Here is a 16365-nt window from a genome sequence, read left to right as displayed (position 1 = left end):
AGCCTAGTGCTCGGGCGGCAGCACGAGGGTGCGCAGGAGGTGCTCCAGCGCCGCCTCCGGGTCGTCGGTCAGCCCGGTGTGCGCGGGCGAGGTCTGGATGATCGTGCTGCGCGGCGCGGTCAGCCACCGGAACCGCCGGCCAGGCGTGGTCCGGGAGACCGGTCCCGCCCCCGGGTGGCCGTCGCAGGACAGCCCGAGGTGGTCCAGGTTCGCCTTGAGCAGCTCGACGTCCAGGAACGGGTCCAGCGCGCGCAGGCGCGCCTCGTCGACGTGCACGCGCGCGCCCAGGAAGCCCAGCGGCGCGCAGTAGACCAGCACGCCCACGTTGACGAACTCGCCGCGCTCCTGCCTGGGCACCGCGCGCAGCAGCGCGTACTCAAACACGTGCGGCACGGTCGGCCTCCAGGGCGTCCACCCAGGCGCGCGGCTGCGCCAGGCGGGTCGTGAAGAACTGGGCGTACGCGGCGCGGACCGCCTCCGGCGGGCCGAACGCACCGTCCTGCGCGAGCCACTCGTCGGGCACCAGCGCCAGCACCTCGCGCAGCAGCTCGGGGGTGATCTTCGCGGACAGCTCGGCGTCCACCTCGGCCAGGGGTCCGGCGAAGGGCAGCATCAGGTGGTCGGCGGCGTCGAACCGGTAGCTCGCGGCCGGGAACCGCTCGGGCTTCCACGAGTGGTGGAAGTACAGCGCGGCGCCGTGGTCGATCAGCCACAGCTCGCGGTGCCACAGCAGGGTGTTCGGGTTGCGCCAGCTGCGGTCCACGTTGAGGGTCAGGGCGTCGAGCCACAGCAGCCGGGCGGCGAGGTCCGCCGAGGGCTCGCGCACCACCGGGTTGTAGTCGAACGAGCCGGGCAGGTAGTCCAGCCCGAGGTTCACGCCGCCGCTGGCCCGCAGCAGCTCCTGGACCTCCTGGTCGGGCTCGGCGCGGGCGAGTTCGGGATCGAGGTCCACCAGGACGATCTCGGGCACCCGGAAGCCCAGCCGGCGGGCCAGCTCGCCCACCACGATCTCGGCGACGAGGGCCTTCACCCCCTGGCCCGCGCCGCGGAACTTGAGCACGTACATGCCGAGGTCGTCGGCCTCGACCAGGCCCGGCAGCGAACCACCCTCCCGGAAGGGGGTGACGTAGCGGGTGGCCGCGACCGTGCGCAGCCCGTTCGTGGCGTTCACGCCGGGCATCATCGCCGGTCGGGGTCGACCACCGCCAACGGGTTCTCCGCGGCGGCGGCGTGCCCGGCGAGGATGCCGCCCCACCCGCCTTCGCCGCCCACGCCGTCCGCGACCTGCCGCGGGGCCACCACGTGCCGCTCGAAGCCGCGGTGCACCAGCTCCACGGTCGTGTCGCCCCGGGCGGTGAACGTGACCTCGACCTCACCGGCGTGCGCGGGGTCGGGGTCGTACTCCCACTCGCCGTCGAGGTGCCAGGCCGGCAGGAGCCGCGCGGGCGGCTGGTAGGCCCTCACCCGGCCCCAGTCGCACTCCCGGCCGTCCACGCCCCGCTCGTACCAGCGTCCGCCGACCGCGCGCTCCACGACCACGTCGGCGAGGTCGGCTCCCCGATGTGGTGCGCGGCGGGCCACCAGCCGGCGAACCCGGCCACGAACACCTCGAACGCCCGTTCCGGCGGCGCGGCCACGGTGACCGAGCGGCGGACTCCGGTCATGACTCCTCCTCGACGGCGCGCGCGAACGCGGCCGGCGCCCGGCCCCGGATCCCGTCGAAGTAGTCGCGCGCACGTCCTCCGGGTCGACCCGGTGGACGCGGCGCGTGCCGACCGCCTCGTCCCGCACCGGCCGCGCCTGCTTGAGCACCTTGAGGTGCTGCGAGACGGCCGGCCTGCTCACAGGCAGCCCGGCCGCGAGCTGCCCGACGGCCGGCGGCCCGGCGGTGGGCCGTTGGAAGGATCAGCCGCCGGGTCGGGTCGCCCAGAGCCGCGACGGCTCGGCAAGTCCCCGCGAACGGCAAGTGCGTGAACTCACCGATGGGCCGGGGTCAAGACCTCACGGCGCCGCGCGCTCCAGGACGGGCAGGTAGCCGGCCCGGTGGCCGGTCGCGTTCGGGTGGTAGGAGTCGCCCACCGGCCACGACACGTCGTTGACCCACGGGTCGCCGCCGCACACCCCGTGCCCCGCAAACGCTTCCCTCACGTCGCCGAAGACGAACCCGGCCGCGCCGGCCCACCTCCGCTCGACGTCGGCGAGCAGGTCGGAGGCCCGGTTCAACGCCGCCCGCTGCTTGGGCGTCATCAGGCACGAACCGGTCGGCTCGAACAGCCTCGGGTAGCCGAGCACCACCACCCGCGCGGACGTCCGCGCGCGCACCGCGCCGCCCACCCGGTCCAGCCGGGCGGGCAGCTCGTCGCGGATGAACCGCTCGGCCTCGGCCACCCTGCTCTCGCACGTCGAGTCCGAGCCGAGCGCGCACGCCTTCATCACCGCGGCGAAGCCCGCGTCGTTGCCGCCGACGGTCACCGTGACCAGGGACGTCCCGGGTGTGATCCGCTCGGTCTGCTGCAGGACCTCGGTCGTCGTCGCCCCGCCGCACGCGGCGAACACCAGCGCGTAGTGCCGCCGGGCCGCGAGGAGTTCGGGGTGGGCGGCGGGGCTGCGCCCGCACTCGTCCCGTTTCGCGCCGACCCCCGCCGCGTAGGAGTCGCCGAGTGCGACGTACTCCGGAGCGACGGGGGTCGGCGCGGGGGTCAGGGCCGCCACCAGCAGTGCTGCCACCAGGTTCATGCGTCCGGCGTACCACTGTGGACGGTCGCGGCGGTGGAAATTCCCCCTACAGGGCGACGCACACCGGGATGGGCGCCGGGAACGTGCTGGTGTGCTTGAGCTTCCCGGTCGCCTGGTCCACCGCGAACGTGGTCACCGTGTTGGAGTTCTGGTTGGCCGCGAACAGCAGCTTGCCGGTCGGGTCCAACGCGATGTGCCGGGGGAACTCGCCGCCCACCGGAACCGCCTCCAGCAGGCGCAGCGCCGCGCCGTCCTGCTCCACCGCGAACACCGCCACGCTGTCGTGCCCCCGGTTGGACAGGTACGCGAACCGCCCGTCCGCCGACACGACGACCTCCGCCGGGTAGTTGCGCGGCCTGGTCGGCGCGCCGGGCGGCAGCGTGCCGAGCTTCTGCCCCGGCGTGAGCGCGCCGGCCGCGTAGGACGCCACCACGACGGTGGAGTCCAGCTCGTTCGCGATGTAGGCGTACCGCCCGTTCGGGTGAAACGCCAGGTGCCTCGGTCCCGCGCCGGGGTGCAGCTTGGCGGTGCCGACGCGGGTCAGCCTGCCCTGCTCCAGCCGGTAGGAGAACACCGCGTCCGCGCCGAGGTCGACGGCCAGCACGAACGCGCCCGCCGGGTCGGCCAGCACCTGGTGCGCGTGCGGGCCTTCCTGGCGGTCCGGGTCGGGCCCGGACCCCTTGTGCAGCACCAGGTCCGTCCGCGCGCCGAGCCCGCCGTCGGCCCGCACCGGGTGCACCGACACGCTGCCCGAGCTGTAGTTCGCGGCCAGCACGTGCCCCTTGTGCAGCACCAGGTGGCACGGGTCCGCGCCGCCGGTGCTCTGCGTGTTGATCACCTTGGGCACCCCGGACGCGCCGACCTCCAGCGCGGTGACGGTGCCCTTGGACTGCTCGTTCACCGCGTAGACGCGCTTGCCCGCGCTGATCACGAACGACGGGTTCGGCACGCCCGCGACCACACCGGTCGACCGCAGCCGGCCGGTGGCCGCGTCGTAGGAGGCCAGCCCCAGGCCGGGGCCGCCGCCCGCCCAGGTGGTGTAGGTGCCCAGGTAGACGCGGACCTCCGCGCGTGCTTCGGCGACACCTTCGGTCATCAGCAACCCCGCTCCAACACCCACGGCCCCCAGGAACCGCCGCCTGTCCATTTCCACGCCAGACCTCCGCTCCACCGTGCCCGCGGCGTGTCCCACAGTGGACTAGACCACAGCGGGAGGGCAATAGGTGCAACGGATATTGCGTCTAGTGCAACGGGTCGGCCTCCTGGAGGCGAGCCAATTCGACCACCGGATCGTACGAGGGCTCGGGGAACACCGGTGCCACCTCCCGAAGCGCCTCCAGCAGCACCCCGGCGACGGCCCAGTTGCGGTACCACTTGCGGTCGGCGGGAATCGCGTACCAGGGCGCGACGGCCGTCGAGCACTTCGCCAGAGCGTCTTGATAGGCGGCCTGGTACTGGGAGAACTTCGCCCGGACGTCGACGTCGTGCGGGTTGTACTTCCACCGCTTGGCCGGGTTCTCCAGCCGCTCGACCAACCGCTCCCGCTGCTTGTCCGGCGAGACGTGCAGGTAGCACTTCACGATCGTGACGCCGCTGTCGGCCAGCTCCGCCTCGAAGTCGTTGATCAGCTTGTACCGGCCGCGCCACTCGGCCGCCGGGACCAGCTTGTCCACCCGGCCCACCAGCACGTCCTCGTAGTGCGACCGGTCGAACACGCCGATCAGCCCCGGCGCGGGCACCTGCCGCCGGATCCGCCACAGGAAGTCGTGCCGCAGCTCGGCCCGGGTGGGCTTCTTGAACGACGCGATGTGCAGCCCCTGCGGGTTCACCAGACCGGCGACGTGCCGGATGACCCCGCCCTTGCCGGCGGTGTCCATGCCCTGGAGCACGAGCAGCACCCGTCGCCGCCCGCCGCCGGTGCCCTCCGCGTAGAGCGCCTCCTGGAGGGCGTCCAGCTCCGCCCCGATCGCCGCCAGGTCGTCGGCGGCGGCGGACTTGGACCTCGGGCCGACCGGTGTGCCCGCCGGGTCGACCCGGGCGATGTCGAAGTCGGCGGGCTCGACCCGCAGCACGTTCCGGACCGATTCGACCTGCGCGGACTTCTTCGCCATCGTCGGACTGTAACCGCGCGATCTTCAGCCCGCCCGGTGCGCAACGGATCGCCGCACCAATCCCCAACTGCGCAATGAATACACCAGAGACGCAACACCTCACGGATGAAATCGCCGTGACAAGCCGTTTAGCCTGGTGACATGACCACCGTCGCCGCTACCACCACGGGGCAGTTCATCGCACTCGACGAGCAGTGGAGCACGCACAACTACCACCCGCTGCCGGTCGTGATCTCCCACGGCGAGGGCGCGTGGGTGACCGACGTCGAGGGCCGCCGCCACCTCGACTTCCTGTCCGGCTACTCGTCGCTCAACTTCGGCCACCGGCACCCCGACCTGGTGGCCGCCGCGGTGGCGCAGCTCGGTCGGGTGACGCTGACCAGCCGGGCGTTCCACCACGACCAGTTCGGCCCGTTCTGCCGCGAACTCGCCGAGCTGACCGGCACCGAGATGGTGCTGGCCATGAACTCCGGCGCGGAGGCCGTCGAATCCGCGATCAAGGTCGCCCGCAAGTGGGCCTACCAGGTCAAGGGCGTCCCCGAGGGCACCGCCGAGATCGTCGTGGCCGGCTCCAACTTCCACGGCCGCACCACCACGATCGTGTCGTTCTCCACCGACGACACCGCGCGCGCCGACTTCGGCCCGTTCACCCCCGGCTTCCGGGTGGTCAAGTACGGCGACCTGGACGCGCTGCGCGACGCGGTCGGCCCGCGCACGGCCGCCGTGCTGATCGAGCCCATCCAGGGCGAGGCGGGCGTGGTCGTGCCGCCGGCGGGCTACCTGGCGGGCGTGCGGGCGCTGTGCGACGAGCACCGGGCGCTGTTCATCGCCGACGAGATCCAGTCCGGCCTGGGCCGCACCGGCGAGGTGCTCGCGCTCGACCACGAGGGCGTGCGCGCCGACCTGTACACCCTGGGCAAGGCGCTGGGCGGCGGCATCGTGCCGGTGTCCGCCGTGGTCGGCCGGCGCGACGTGCTGGGCGTGCTCAAGCCCGGCGAGCACGGGTCCACCTTCGGCGGCAACCCGCTGGCGTGCGCGGTCGGCCGGGCCGTGGTGCGGCTGCTGGCGACCGGCGAGTTCCAGCAGCGCTCGCGGGAGCTGGGCGCACGGCTGCACGGGCGGCTGGGCGAGCTGGTCGGCCGGGGCGTCGCCGAGGTGCGCGGCCGGGGCCTGTGGGCGGGCGTGGAGATCGCGCCCGGCGGGCCGCGCGGGCGCGAGGCGTCCGAGGAGCTGGCCCGGCTCGGCGTGCTGTGCAAGGAAACCCAGGACACCACGCTGCGGGTCGCGCCGCCGCTGGTGATCACCGAGGCCGAACTCGACCAGGGCCTGGACGCGATCGCCCGGGTGCTCGGCCGGTAACCCACCCACGGTGGCGCGGCCGACCTCCGCGACCCGTCCGCGCCACCACCACACCCGCCGTCACCGCCACACCGACGCCACCCACCGCGTTCCCGCACCGCCCGACTGCCGCCCGCCGCGCTGGTGCCGACACCCGCACCGCCGGCACGCGCACCGCCGGCACCGCGCCGCCCGTCCACCTCAGGGCCGCCACCTCGGGGCCGATCGCGCCCGTCCGTCACGTCGTCGTCGGAGCCGTGCGCGGCCGAGTGGTCGGCACTGTTCGCCACCGTTCGGACACGGCCGGTGGCGATCATGCCCGAATTGCGCGAACAGCCCGATTGCGCAGGTCACAGGCTCGGCACGGCGCGGTATCCAGCGCGTCGCCCGTGCATCATTCCCGGTATGGGAGAACACAGGCGGGCCGAGGCGGCCGTCGCGCTGGGACGGTGGACGGAGCCCGAGGAGGTCCTGGCGGAAGGTCGCCGGCTGCGCTCGGCGGTGGCGCACGAGGAGCACCGCGCGCTGATCCTCGCACCGGACCGGCCGTCGGTCGTCGAGTACGTCGAGGCGTCCAACGAGGGCCGGCTGCCGCACCTGGTGCCGTTGCGGATCGGGCGGATGCTGGCCTCGCCGTTCGCGTTCTTCCGCGGCAGCGCCGGGCTGATGGCGGGCGACCTCGCGGCCGGGCCGCGCAGCGGGCTGGACGCGCAGCTGTGCGGCGACGCGCACGCGGCGAACTTCGGCCTCTACGGCACGCCCGACGGCCAGATCGTCATGGACATCAACGACTTCGACGAGACGCTGCCCGGCCCGTGGGAGTGGGACCTCAAGCGGCTGGTGGCCTCGCTGGTGCTGGCCGGGCGGGTCGGCGGGGTGTCGGAGAAGGGCTGCCGGGACGCGGCGGGCGACGCGGTGCGCGCCTACCGGGACGCGGCCAAGCACCTCGCGGAGATCCCGTTCCTGGAGTCGTGGAGCGCGCTGGGCGACGAGTCGGTGCTGACCAAGGCCAAGGCCGACGACCTGACCGACGAGTTCAGCAAGGCCGCGTCCAAGGCGCGCAAGAACACCAGCGCGAAGGTCGCCGCGAAGTGGACCCGCCGGGAGGGCGGGCACTGGCGGTTCGTCGCCGATCCCCCGGTGCTGACCCGGATCCCGGACGCCGAGGCGCGGGCCGTGATCGACGCGCTGCCGTCCTACGTGGACACGCTGCGCGAGTCGCGGTACAGCCTGATCATGCGCTACGGGGTGTCGGACGTGGCGTTCCGGGTGGTCGGCACCGGCAGCGTCGGGCTGCGCAACTACCTGGTCCTGTTGCACGGCAACGGGGACGAGGCGCTGATCCTCCAGGTCAAGGAGGCCCGCCGGTCCGCGCTCGCGCCGTTCCTGGACGTGCCGGAGGCCAAGCACGAGGGCAAGCGGATCGTGCACGGCGCGCGGCTGGTGCAGGCCGAGACGGACATCCTGCTCGGCTGGACCACGATCGGCGACCGGCACTTCATCGTGCGGCAGTTCCGCAACCGCAAGGGCGAGATCGACGCGACCACGCTCAAGCGCGACGACCTGGACGACTACGGCCGGTTCGCCGGGGCGCTGCTGGCGCGGGCGCACTCCCGTTCGGTGGACCCGAGGCTGCTCGCCGGGTACTGCGCGGGCGGCGACGACCTGGACGACGCCTTCACCCGGTACGCGGTGGACTACGCCGACCAGACCACGGCCGACCACGAGCAGCTGGTGAAGGCGGTCAAGTCCGGTCGGCTGACCGCCCACGTCGAATAGCCGCCCGCGCGACCAGGAACAGCACCGCGGCGTTGAGCACGTGCCAGGCGTAGTGCGTGCCGCTCGGCCAGACCCCGCACAGGGGCTGGTCGAGCGTGCGCAGCGTCAACGACACGGCGAAGATCCCGGCCGCCGCCGCGAGGTCGTGCCACGGCAGGTCGCGCACGGCGGCCACGACCGCGAGCACGACCAGCGCCAGCCACGGTGCCAGGTACCCGCCGCCGGGCAGCACGGCGGCGAGCGGGCCGGTCGCGACCGCGAACACCGCGAACGCCGGGACCGCGAGCCACGCCCGCGCCCAGCGCACGCCCAGGTGCCAGTGCGTGAACACCACCAGGTACCAGAGCACGAACACCGCGATGGACCCCGTGTCGAGCGCGCCGGTGAGCCGGGTCGCGTAGGTGTGGAACGCCAGGCTCGCCACGCCGACCAGGGCGAGCAGCACCGGCAGCGCCCGCAGGCTGCGCGCGGCCGGCCGGTACCGCCACAGGAGGGCGGCGGCGAGCAGGAAGGCGAGGTTGCTGACCGCGTTGAGGGGCTCGGCCCACAACGCGTCGGTCAGCCGTTCGCAGTACGCGTCGACGTGCTCCACGCGCCGGTTGTACCGGATCCGGGTGAACAGCCGCCGCGATCTGGTTGGCTGGACGGGTGGACCCGATCAGTCGCCCGATGTGCGCCGCGGGCGCGTTGTTCGTCGACCCGGACGGCCTGGTGCTGCTGGTCGAGCCGACCTACAAGGACGGCTGGGAGATCCCCGGCGGGCTGGTGGAACCCGGCGAGACGCCGGCGCAGGCGTGCCGCCGGGAGGTCGCCGAGGAACTCGGGCTGGAGCTGGACCCGGGGCGGCTGCTGGTGGTCGACTGGGCGCCCGACGGCGTCGAGGACAAGGTGCTGTTCGTGTTCGACGGCGGCGTGCTGGACGACGAGCGGCTGGACCACGTGCACGTCGACCACACCGAGATCCGGGCCTGGCACTTCGTGCACCCGGCCCGGCTCGCCGACCACCTGATCCCCCGCCTCGCCCGCCGGGTGACCGCCGCCCTGCGCGCCCGCGCGGACGACGTCACCCGCTACCTGGAGCACGGCGTGCCGCGCCCGGTCGACGCACCCGGGCCGGGAGACCGACCGGCGGGCACGGCCTGAGGCGGGTCGCGCGGCCCGGTCAGCGGGCGCGGCGGACCCGCTGCTCGTCCCACACCGGCTCGTCCACCTCGACCACCTCGCCGTCCGACCGGAACAGCAGGAACCGGTCGAAGGTGCGGGCGAACCAGCGGTCGTGGGTGACCGCCACCACGGTCCCGGTGAACTCGTCCAGCGCCGACTGCAACGCCTCAGCGGAGTTCAGGTCCAGGTTGTCGGTCGGCTCGTCGAGCAGCAGCAGCGTCGCTCCGGACAGCTCCAGCAGCAGCACCTGGAACCGGGCCTGCTGGCCGCCCGAGAGCGACTCGAACCGCTGGTCCCCCGACTTGGCCAGGCCGTAGCGGTCCAGCGTCGCCATCGCCGCGCCCCGGTCCTTGCCCGAACGGCCGTCGTCGCCGTGCCACAGGATGTCCACCAGGGTCCGGCCGATCCACTCCGGGTGCTGGTGGGTCTGCGCGAACAGCCCCGGCACGACCCGCGCGCCCAGCTTCCACGCCCCGGTGTGCGCCACCTCGCCGCCGCCCAGCAGCCGCAGGAAGTGGCTCTTGCCCGACCCGTTCGAGCCCAGCACGGCCACCCGGTCGCCGAAGAACACCTCCACGTCGAACGGCTTCATCAGCCCGGTCAGCTCCAGGCCGGCGCAGGTGATCGCGCGCACGCCGGTCCGCCCGCCGCGCAGCCGGGGCGTGACCCGCTCGTCGGTGGGCAGCTCCGGCGGCGGCCCGGCCTCCTCGAACTTGGCCAGCCGGGTCTGCATGGCCCGGTACTTGGCCGCCATCACCTCGCTGATCCGGGCCTGCACCTGCAGCGTGCGGACCAGCTCCTTGAGCCGGGCGTGCTCCTCCTCCCACCGCCGGTGCTGCTCGGCCAGCCGGTCGATCCGGGCCAGCCGCGCCGCGTGCCACGTGCCGAACGACCCGCTGTGCGTCCACGCCGAGTGCGCCTCGACCGTCACCACCTGGGTGGCGGCCACGTCGAGCAGCTCCCGGTCGTGGCTGACCAGCAGGACCGCCTTGGCGGTGTCGGTGAGCCGCTCCTCCAGCCAGCGCTTGCCCGGCACGTCCAGGTAGTTGTCCGGCTCGTCGAGCAGCAGCACCTGCTCCGGCCCGCGCAGCAGCGCCTCCAGCACCAGCCGCTTCTGCTCGCCGCCGGACAGCGTGCGCACCTCGCGGAACCGGGCCCGGTCGAACGGGACGCCGAGCGCGGCCACGGTGACCGTGTCCCACAGCACCTCGGCGTCGTAGCCGCCCACCTCGCCCCACCCGGTCAGGGCGTCCGCGTAGCGCATCTGGGTGGGCTCGTCGTCGGTCTCCATCAGCGCCAGCTCGACCTCGTCGAGCGCCTTCGCCGCGTCCCGCAGCGCGCGCGGCGAGGCGGCCAGCAGCAGGTCGCGCACCGTGCTGCCGTCCCGCACCGAGCCGACGAACTGCGGCATCACACCGAGCCCGCCCTGCACCCGCACGCTGCCCGCGCCCGGTGTCAGCTCGCCCGACAGGATGCGCAGCAAGGTCGTCTTGCCGACGCCGTTCGCGCCGACCAGCGCCACCACCGCGCCCGCGCCGACTTTGAACGACACGTCGCGGAACAGCTCTCGGCCGTCGGGCAGGCGGAAGGCGAGGCCGTTCGAGTCCAGGAATCCCACACCGCGCATGGTCGCCCGGACACGCATCGTCACGCCAACCGGTTTCGCGTATCAGCGGGCCCCTCCGGGTGCTCCTTAGGACACGGACACCATTCTGGGGAGGGTTCGATGGCCACGGTCGAGATGGCGCGGCTGGTCGCGGCACAGCTGGGGGTGCTCGTCACGGTCGGCGCGCTGCCGCTCCCGGGCGACGGCGTGCGGCTGTCCGACCGGCCGGTGCCGGTGTGCGACGGGACGGGCGAGGTCGTGCTGTGGCGGCACGCCGCAGGTGAGGGCTACGTGGACGTCGCCGCCCGGCCGTGCCTGGGCGCGCCGCTGGTCGCGGTGGTGCCGCGGGGCGGGCCGGAACCGGCGCGGCCCGTCGTGCGGCCGTCGGTGTCGGTGGCCGCGCGGATCGCGAACGAGGAGCGCTACCGGCAGCGGGTGCAGGACCTCACCCACCTGGCGCAGGTGTTGAAGGTCACCGAGCCCGTGGTGCGCAGATTCGACCGGGGCCTGGTCGAGGAGGTGCTCAGACCGCGCGTGGACACCCAGGAGCTGGGGCTGTGCGGGCGGCCGTTCCGGCAGGAGACCGCGCAGTGGGCGACGGCGGCGTGCGCGCAGGTCGTGCTGGACTTCTACCGCTACCGCTACGACCAGGAGCGGCTGGCCGAGGAGCTGGGGCTGGGCACCGAGGAGTTCCCGGTGTCCGGGGACGAGCACGACGTGGCGCCCGCCCTGGAGACGTTGACCGGCAAGGCGCTGACCGCCGAGCTGACCTCCACGCCGACCTTCGCCGAGTACCGGTCCGAGGTGCGCGAGCAGCGGCCGTCGATCAGCTTCGTGCCCGGTCACGCGCGGGTCGTCACCGGGTACACCCGGATGAGTTCGCTGCGGCTGATCGGGGCGAGCTTCGCCGGACTGCTGGTGCAGGACCCGTGGGACGGCGGCGCGCGCTGGGAGAACTACGACGCGACGACGTTCATCGGCACGTGCACCGCCCGCGTGAACCTCATCCCGTAGTACGAGGGCCTCGTACCCGGGGACGAGCGGACCCGGTCAGCGGAGGGTGAAACCGCGCAGCAGCAAGGTGATCGCCGCGCAGCCGAAGCAGAGCAGAGCGGTGCCGACGACGCCCAGGGCGAGCAGCAGCACGCCGAGCGCGGCGAACGTGGCCGCCAGTGCGTAGGTGAGGACGGGGTGGCGAGGGCGACCGCTGACCAGCACGTCGGCCAGTCCCGGCTCCTCCACGGCGAGTCTGTGCTCTATCTCGTTCAGCGTCCGGCGCTCCGCTTCGCTCATCACGGATTCTGGATACCCGGCGCACACCCGGTAAAACCAGCGCCCGCGGTATCTACCACGTCCTCCCCGAGGAGGGTTTTCCGGTACCCCGAGGGGTGGTGCGGAACTACCGCGAAAGGGCTACCAGCCGGGACACCGCGCGCAGGTACTTCTTGCGGTAGCCACCGCGCAGCATCTCCTCGGTGAACAGCTCGGACAGCGGCGCACCCGACACCGCCACCGGGACGTCCCGGTCGTAGAGCCGGTCGCCCAGCGCCACCAGCCGCAGCGCCACCGCCTGGTCCGGCGCGGGCGCGACGCCCCGCAGGTGCACCGCCGTCACGCCGTCGAGCAGCCGCCCGTAGCGCGACGGGTGCAGCCGCGCCAGCCGCGCGCACAGCTCGGCGAAGTCGTCCAGCGTCGACCCGGGCGTCGCCTCGGCCCGCGCGGTCAGCTCGTCGTCGGTCATCGGCTCCGGCGCGTCCGGCAGCCCCCGGTGCCGGTAGTCCGGGCCGTCCACCCGCACCACGGTGAACTTCGCCGACATCGACTGGATCTCGCGCAGGAAGTCCGCCGCCGCGAACCGGCCCTCGCCGAGCTTGTCCGGCAGCGTGTTCGACGTCGCCGCGACCGCCACCCCCGCCGCCGCCAACTCCTTGATCAGCCGGGTCACCAGCATCGTGTCGCCCGGGTCGTCCAGCTCGAACTCGTCGATCGCCAGCAGCTTGTGCCCCGACAGCCGGCGCACCGTCTCGGCGAACCCGAGCGCGCCGACCAGGTTCGTGACCTCCACGAACGTGCCGTAGCTCTTGGGGCCGGGCACCGCGTGCCAGATCGACGCGAGCAGGTGCGTCTTGCCGACGCCGAACCCGCCGTCGAGGTAGAGCCCCGGCTTGTCCTCGCGCTCCTTGCGGAACAGCGAACCGAACCAGCCCCTCGCGCCCTGCGACACCCGCTCGGCGAACGCCCGGCACGCCTCGACCGCCGCCGCCTGGCTCGGCTCGTCCGGATTGGGCAGGTAGGTCGCGAACCGGACGGTGTCGAACCGGGGCGGCGGGACCATCGCCCCGACCAGTTCGTCCGCCTCGACGTGCGGGTCGCGGTCGGACAGGCGCGGGGCTGACATGCCCGAAGCCTAACGGCGTGCTGGGATGGGCACGTGCAGATGTTGTGGCCGCCACCCCCCGCCGACCCCGGGCCGACCGGCGGGATCACCGAAGCCGACCTGGAACGGCTCTACGACTACCCCGCCGGGCTGGACCGGCCGTGGGTGCAGGTCAACTTCGTGTCCAGCGTGGACGGAGCGGTGACCGTCGCCGGGAAGTCCCGCGGCCTGGGCAACCCCGCCGACAAGAAGGTCTTCGCGCTCGGCCGCGACCTCGCCGACGTCGTGCTGGTCGGCGCGGGCACCGCCCTCATCGAGGGCTACCGGGGCGTGCGGGCCGGCGACGTGCGGCAGGAGCGGCGCGCCCGGCTGGGGCTCTCCGCCGTGCCGCCGATCGCCGTGGTCACCGCCCGGTGCTCGATCGAACCCACCTCGCCGCTGATCACCGACACGTCGACACCGCTGATCGTGCTCACCACCTCCGCCGCGCCCGCCGAACGGCGCGACGCGCTGGCCGACGCGGGCGCGGACGTCGTCGTCGCCGGCGACGAGGCGGTGGACCTGCCCACCGCGCTGGCCGCCCTGGACGAGCGCGGCCTGCGCCGGGTCGACTGCGAGGGCGGGCCGTCCCTGTTCGGGGCGCTGATCGCGGCGGACCTGGTGGACGTGCTGTGCGTGACGATCGCCCCGGTGCTCGCGGGCGGTGACGCCGGCCGCATCGCCACCGGCCCGCTGCCCCCGGTGCCGCGCGAGCTGGAGCTGGCGTCGATCCTGCGGTACGAGAGCGCGCTGCTGCTCCGGTACCGGCGGGCGGGCGAGTGACGTCGGACCAGCCTCTGCTGGAGGCCGCCGTGCGCGGGGACACCGCGGCGTTCGACGAACTCGTGCGGCGGCACACCGGCCGGATGTACCGGGTCGCGCTGCGGATCGTCGGCGACCCGGTCGAGGCCGAGGACGTCGTGCAGGACGCGTGGATCTCCGCGTGGCGGGCGCTGCCCCGGTTCCGCGGCGACGCGGCACCGTCCACCTGGCTGTACCGGGTGGTGACCAACGCGGCCCTAGCGCACCTGCGGCGCAAGAAGCCGACCGTGCCGCTGGAATCCGCGCCCGAGCCGCGCGCCGCGGACGGGCCGGAGGCGTCGCTGCTGCGCAACGAGACGACCGACGTCGTGCTGCGCGCGATCGCCGGCCTGGAACCGTCCCAGCGGGTGCCGCTGGTGCTGCGCGAGCTGGAGGGACTGAGCTACGAGGAGGTGGCCGAGGTGCTGGGCACGGGGGTGCCTGCCTTGCGCGCGCGGCTGCACCGGGCAAGGGTGGCTCTCATGGCGAAGCTGAGGGAGCAGCGATGAGCCCGCTCCCCTGCGGACGCTCGGTGGACGAGCTGGTGGCGTACCTGGCGGACCGCGACGACGACCCGTCGTTGGCGCGGCACGTCGACGGGTGCACCGACTGCGAGGCGGAACTGGCGGACCTGGAACGGCGGTGGACGGCCGTGCGGGAGACCGCCGTGACCCCCGTGCCGACCCCGCCCGGCCTGGTGACGAGGGTGCTGGCGGCGGTGCGCGGCGTGCGCCCGAGACTGGGTTCCACGCCGGTCGAGTTCGACCAGGACGGCGGCCGGGTGCGGGTGTCGGAGCGCGCGGTGCTCGCGGTGTGCCGGCAGCTGGCCGTGGAGCTGGCGGCGGAGTCGGGGCTGCACGTGCGCGGCACAGCAGTGGAGGACGGGCAGTTGCAGGTGCTGGTGGCGGCGAGGTACCCGGCGCCGGCGATCTCGGCGGCGGACGAGCTGCGGTCGAGGCTGGCCAGGGAGCTGGTCGCCCACCTGGGCGACGCGTCGCCCGTCGTGCACGTGCACCTGATCGACATCGCCCCGTGACACCGCTCCTGTGACACCGCTCCCGCGACATCGCACCGTGACGACGGCTGCTTCAACCCGGCCCGCTCGGACGCGGTTGCTTGGACGCGGGGCTGCTCGACGGCGGCCGCTTGAACACGGGGCTGCTTGACGACGGCTGCTTGAACACGGGCTGTTCGCACACCGACCGCTTGGTGCGCCCGCCCTTGCCCGGGGTCTCCGCGACCCCGTTTGACGTGACGCGCATCACATTGCCGTGATGACCCGGACACGGTCCGCATCCGAACCTGTGCAGAACGACTTCGGATCCGGAGAGGACCGCGCCATGGCCCAGAACACAGTCACCAAGCCCGACAACACCCCCGCCCGCCTGGCCGACGACACGACGCAGGGCAAGACGACCATCGCGTCGTCCGTCGTGCAGAAGGTCGCCGGGATCGCGGCACGCGAGATCTCCGGCGTGCACGCCCTGGGCGGCGGCGTTTCCCGGGCGTTCGGTGCGCTGCGCGAACGAATCCCCGGCGCGGGCACGGCGGCGACGTCCGGCGTGTCGGTCGAGGTGGGCGAGAAGCAGGCGGCGATCGACCTGGACATCGTCGTCGAGTACGGCGCGGGGATCGTCGATTTGGCGCGGGCGGTGCGGCGCAACGTGATCACGGCCGTGGAGCGGATCACCGGCCTGGAGGTCATCGAGGTGAACATCGCCGTGAACGACATCCACCTGCCCGACGAGAACGGCGACTCCGAGGAGCAGCCCCAGTCCTCGCGCGTCGAGTAGTCCGGATGCACCCGGCGGAGCGGATCGAGGCGGCGCTGCTGGCGCACCCGTCGGTGGCCCGCCTGGCCAGTGGGTACGCGTCGTACCTGCCGGGCAGGCAGGTCGTCGGGGTGCGGGCGGAGGAGCGGGTGGGGGTGGCGGTCGTCCTGCGTTCCGGCCGCCCCATCCCGGAGGTGGTCGCGGAACTGCGGGACGTCGTGGCCCAGGTGGCCGGCAACGTGCCGGTGGATGTGGTGGTGGCCGACCTGGAGGAGCCGTGACCAGCGGAAACGGTTCAGCCAAAAACGCCACTCGCCCTTCGATCGGGCGAAGCTCCAGCAATCCGGGCACGATCCGCGCGACAATTTCGTTGCCGGAAACAAGGAGCGCGGCACTCCCGGCGAAGCAATTGCGCAAGGCCCCCACACCCCCGTCGACCCCAGCCCACTCCACCTCACCGCCACCAGCCACGAGCCCCACCAACAGCCCCCACACCCCCACCCACGCGCCCACCCACCCCACCTCGGCCGACCCCACCTTTAGCGACACCAGCACTGCCCTCACCAGCCCACAGCACACCCCGCCAGCCCACGCGATATCGGTCGGTGCGACACCGCTCGGCACAGCACCGCCGAACCCGAC

General features: G+C 73.5%; 20 protein-coding genes and 1 pseudogene. 9 read left to right on the top strand and 12 right to left on the bottom strand.

Features of this window, described 5'->3' with window-relative positions; genetic code table 11:
* Positions 1–3: 3 nt before the first annotated feature.
* The 7 genes from AC0HI0_RS45555 to AC0HI0_RS45525 form a co-directional block, all read right to left on the bottom strand.
* Positions 4–393, bottom strand: coding sequence for a DUF3037 domain-containing protein (locus AC0HI0_RS45555; RefSeq protein ID WP_480929669.1), 390 nt, complete (start codon positions 391–393; stop codon positions 4–6).
* Entirely contained in the window at positions 377–1180 is an 804-nt protein-coding gene (locus AC0HI0_RS45550; RefSeq protein ID WP_480934536.1) for a HipA family kinase, read from the bottom strand. The genes AC0HI0_RS45555 and AC0HI0_RS45550 overlap by 17 nt, the downstream gene beginning before the upstream one ends.
* Positions 1180–1494 (bottom strand): SRPBCC domain-containing protein, encoded by a 315-nt coding sequence (locus tag AC0HI0_RS45545; protein WP_480934535.1) that lies wholly within the window; start codon positions 1492–1494, stop codon positions 1180–1182. Before AC0HI0_RS45545 ends, AC0HI0_RS45550 begins: the two co-directional genes overlap by 1 nt.
* Complete coding sequence (locus AC0HI0_RS45540) at positions 1461–1664, bottom strand: hypothetical protein (protein WP_480934564.1); 204 nt, start codon at positions 1662–1664, stop codon at positions 1461–1463. The genes AC0HI0_RS45545 and AC0HI0_RS45540 overlap by 34 nt, the downstream gene beginning before the upstream one ends.
* Positions 1665–2001: 337 nt before the next feature.
* Positions 2002–2736, bottom strand: coding sequence for an SGNH/GDSL hydrolase family protein (locus AC0HI0_RS45535; RefSeq protein ID WP_480929668.1), 735 nt, complete (start codon positions 2734–2736; stop codon positions 2002–2004).
* 46 nt (positions 2737–2782) lie between these two features.
* Entirely contained in the window at positions 2783–3832 is a 1050-nt protein-coding gene (locus AC0HI0_RS45530; RefSeq protein ID WP_480929667.1) for a lactonase family protein, read from the bottom strand.
* Positions 3833–3977: 145 nt separating this feature from the next.
* The gene (locus tag AC0HI0_RS45525) at positions 3978–4847 is read right to left on the bottom strand and encodes a PPK2 family polyphosphate kinase (protein ID WP_480929666.1); all 870 of its coding nucleotides are present in this window, start codon (positions 4845–4847) and stop codon (positions 3978–3980) included.
* 141 nt (positions 4848–4988) lie between these two features.
* On the opposite strand from AC0HI0_RS45525, the gene rocD reads away from it, so the two are divergent.
* Positions 4989–6206, top strand: coding sequence for an ornithine--oxo-acid transaminase (rocD, locus tag AC0HI0_RS45520; protein ID WP_480929665.1), 1218 nt, complete (start codon positions 4989–4991; stop codon positions 6204–6206).
* A gap of 384 nt (positions 6207–6590) precedes the next feature.
* Entirely contained in the window at positions 6591–7964 is a 1374-nt protein-coding gene (locus tag AC0HI0_RS45515) for a DUF2252 domain-containing protein (protein ID WP_480929664.1), read from the top strand.
* Here the strand turns inward: AC0HI0_RS45515 and AC0HI0_RS45510 are convergent.
* Positions 7930–8556: a hypothetical protein gene (locus AC0HI0_RS45510; protein ID WP_480929663.1), complete on the bottom strand. Its 627-nt coding sequence runs from the start codon at positions 8554–8556 to the stop codon at positions 7930–7932. The two genes, AC0HI0_RS45515 and AC0HI0_RS45510, sit on opposite strands and share 35 nt — an antisense overlap.
* Before the next feature lie 56 nt (positions 8557–8612).
* On the opposite strand from AC0HI0_RS45510, the gene AC0HI0_RS45505 reads away from it, so the two are divergent.
* Positions 8613–9107 (top strand): NUDIX domain-containing protein, encoded by a 495-nt coding sequence (locus AC0HI0_RS45505; protein ID WP_480929662.1) that lies wholly within the window; start codon positions 8613–8615, stop codon positions 9105–9107.
* Positions 9108–9126: 19 nt separating this feature from the next.
* On the opposite strand, the gene AC0HI0_RS45500 is transcribed toward AC0HI0_RS45505, so the two are convergent.
* Both AC0HI0_RS45500 and AC0HI0_RS45495 read right to left on the bottom strand, forming a co-directional pair.
* A complete protein-coding gene (locus tag AC0HI0_RS45500) occupies positions 9127–9720 on the bottom strand; it encodes an ATP-binding cassette domain-containing protein (protein ID WP_480934534.1) in 594 nt (197 codons plus the stop codon).
* Positions 9721–10236: 516 nt separating this feature from the next.
* Positions 10237–10638: pseudogene (locus AC0HI0_RS45495) on the bottom strand (ATP-binding cassette domain-containing protein); the annotation flags it as partial.
* A 216-nt stretch (positions 10639–10854) separates the two neighbouring features.
* Between AC0HI0_RS45495 and AC0HI0_RS45490 the strand changes: the two are divergent.
* The gene (locus AC0HI0_RS45490; RefSeq protein WP_480929661.1) at positions 10855–11748 is read left to right on the top strand and encodes a hypothetical protein; all 894 of its coding nucleotides are present in this window, start codon (positions 10855–10857) and stop codon (positions 11746–11748) included.
* A 36-nt stretch (positions 11749–11784) separates the two neighbouring features.
* On the opposite strand, the gene AC0HI0_RS45485 is transcribed toward AC0HI0_RS45490, so the two are convergent.
* Both AC0HI0_RS45485 and zapE read right to left on the bottom strand, forming a co-directional pair.
* Complete coding sequence (locus tag AC0HI0_RS45485) at positions 11785–12027, bottom strand: DUF3040 domain-containing protein (RefSeq protein ID WP_480929660.1); 243 nt, start codon at positions 12025–12027, stop codon at positions 11785–11787.
* A gap of 106 nt (positions 12028–12133) precedes the next feature.
* On the bottom strand, positions 12134–13132 hold the full coding sequence (gene zapE, locus AC0HI0_RS45480; RefSeq protein WP_480929659.1) for a cell division protein ZapE: 999 nt from the start codon (positions 13130–13132) through the stop codon (positions 12134–12136).
* A gap of 39 nt (positions 13133–13171) precedes the next feature.
* On the opposite strand from zapE, the gene AC0HI0_RS45475 reads away from it, so the two are divergent.
* From AC0HI0_RS45475 to AC0HI0_RS45455, 5 genes are all read left to right on the top strand, one after another.
* Positions 13172–13933, top strand: coding sequence for a pyrimidine reductase family protein (locus AC0HI0_RS45475; protein WP_480934533.1), 762 nt, complete (start codon positions 13172–13174; stop codon positions 13931–13933).
* The gene (locus AC0HI0_RS45470) at positions 13930–14460 is read left to right on the top strand and encodes an RNA polymerase sigma factor (protein WP_480929658.1); all 531 of its coding nucleotides are present in this window, start codon (positions 13930–13932) and stop codon (positions 14458–14460) included. Before AC0HI0_RS45475 ends, AC0HI0_RS45470 begins: the two co-directional genes overlap by 4 nt.
* Positions 14457–14987, top strand: a complete 531-nt coding sequence (locus AC0HI0_RS45465; RefSeq protein WP_480929657.1) for an anti-sigma factor family protein — start codon at positions 14457–14459, stop codon at positions 14985–14987. Before AC0HI0_RS45470 ends, AC0HI0_RS45465 begins: the two co-directional genes overlap by 4 nt.
* 304 nt (positions 14988–15291) lie before the next feature.
* Positions 15292–15744, top strand: a complete 453-nt coding sequence (locus AC0HI0_RS45460) for an Asp23/Gls24 family envelope stress response protein (RefSeq protein ID WP_480929656.1) — start codon at positions 15292–15294, stop codon at positions 15742–15744.
* A 5-nt stretch (positions 15745–15749) separates the two neighbouring features.
* Complete coding sequence (locus tag AC0HI0_RS45455) at positions 15750–16004, top strand: hypothetical protein (protein ID WP_480929655.1); 255 nt, start codon at positions 15750–15752, stop codon at positions 16002–16004.
* Positions 16005–16365 lie beyond the last annotated feature (361 nt).

It is taken from the genome of Saccharothrix sp. NBAS 001, from assembly GCF_056640475.1.
Note: the sequence above shows the minus strand (reverse complement) of the source record. Positions and strands in the feature narration are given on the sequence as shown.

Coding starts and splice junctions, on each gene's coding strand:
- AC0HI0_RS45515 (WP_480929664.1), top strand. CDS start 6,591: ATGGGAGAACACAGGCGGGCCGAGGCGGCCGTCGCGCTGGGACGGTGG.
- AC0HI0_RS45485 (WP_480929660.1), bottom strand. CDS start 12,027: ATGAGCGAAGCGGAGCGCCGGACGCTGAACGAGATAGAGCACAGACTC.
- AC0HI0_RS45460 (WP_480929656.1), top strand. CDS start 15,292: ATGGCCCAGAACACAGTCACCAAGCCCGACAACACCCCCGCCCGCCTG.
- AC0HI0_RS45500 (WP_480934534.1), bottom strand. CDS start 9,720: ATGAAGCCGTTCGACGTGGAGGTGTTCTTCGGCGACCGGGTGGCCGTG.
- AC0HI0_RS45490 (WP_480929661.1), top strand. CDS start 10,855: ATGGCCACGGTCGAGATGGCGCGGCTGGTCGCGGCACAGCTGGGGGTG.
- AC0HI0_RS45535 (WP_480929668.1), bottom strand. CDS start 2,736: ATGAACCTGGTGGCAGCACTGCTGGTGGCGGCCCTGACCCCCGCGCCG.
- AC0HI0_RS45530 (WP_480929667.1), bottom strand. CDS start 3,832: ATGACCGAAGGTGTCGCCGAAGCACGCGCGGAGGTCCGCGTCTACCTG.
- AC0HI0_RS45525 (WP_480929666.1), bottom strand. CDS start 4,847: ATGGCGAAGAAGTCCGCGCAGGTCGAATCGGTCCGGAACGTGCTGCGG.
- AC0HI0_RS45540 (WP_480934564.1), bottom strand. CDS start 1,664: ATGACCGGAGTCCGCCGCTCGGTCACCGTGGCCGCGCCGCCGGAACGG.
- AC0HI0_RS45455 (WP_480929655.1), top strand. CDS start 15,750: ATGCACCCGGCGGAGCGGATCGAGGCGGCGCTGCTGGCGCACCCGTCG.
- zapE (WP_480929659.1), bottom strand. CDS start 13,132: ATGTCAGCCCCGCGCCTGTCCGACCGCGACCCGCACGTCGAGGCGGAC.
- AC0HI0_RS45475 (WP_480934533.1), top strand. CDS start 13,172: ATGTTGTGGCCGCCACCCCCCGCCGACCCCGGGCCGACCGGCGGGATC.
- AC0HI0_RS45465 (WP_480929657.1), top strand. CDS start 14,457: ATGAGCCCGCTCCCCTGCGGACGCTCGGTGGACGAGCTGGTGGCGTAC.
- AC0HI0_RS45550 (WP_480934536.1), bottom strand. CDS start 1,180: ATGCCCGGCGTGAACGCCACGAACGGGCTGCGCACGGTCGCGGCCACC.
- rocD (WP_480929665.1), top strand. CDS start 4,989: ATGACCACCGTCGCCGCTACCACCACGGGGCAGTTCATCGCACTCGAC.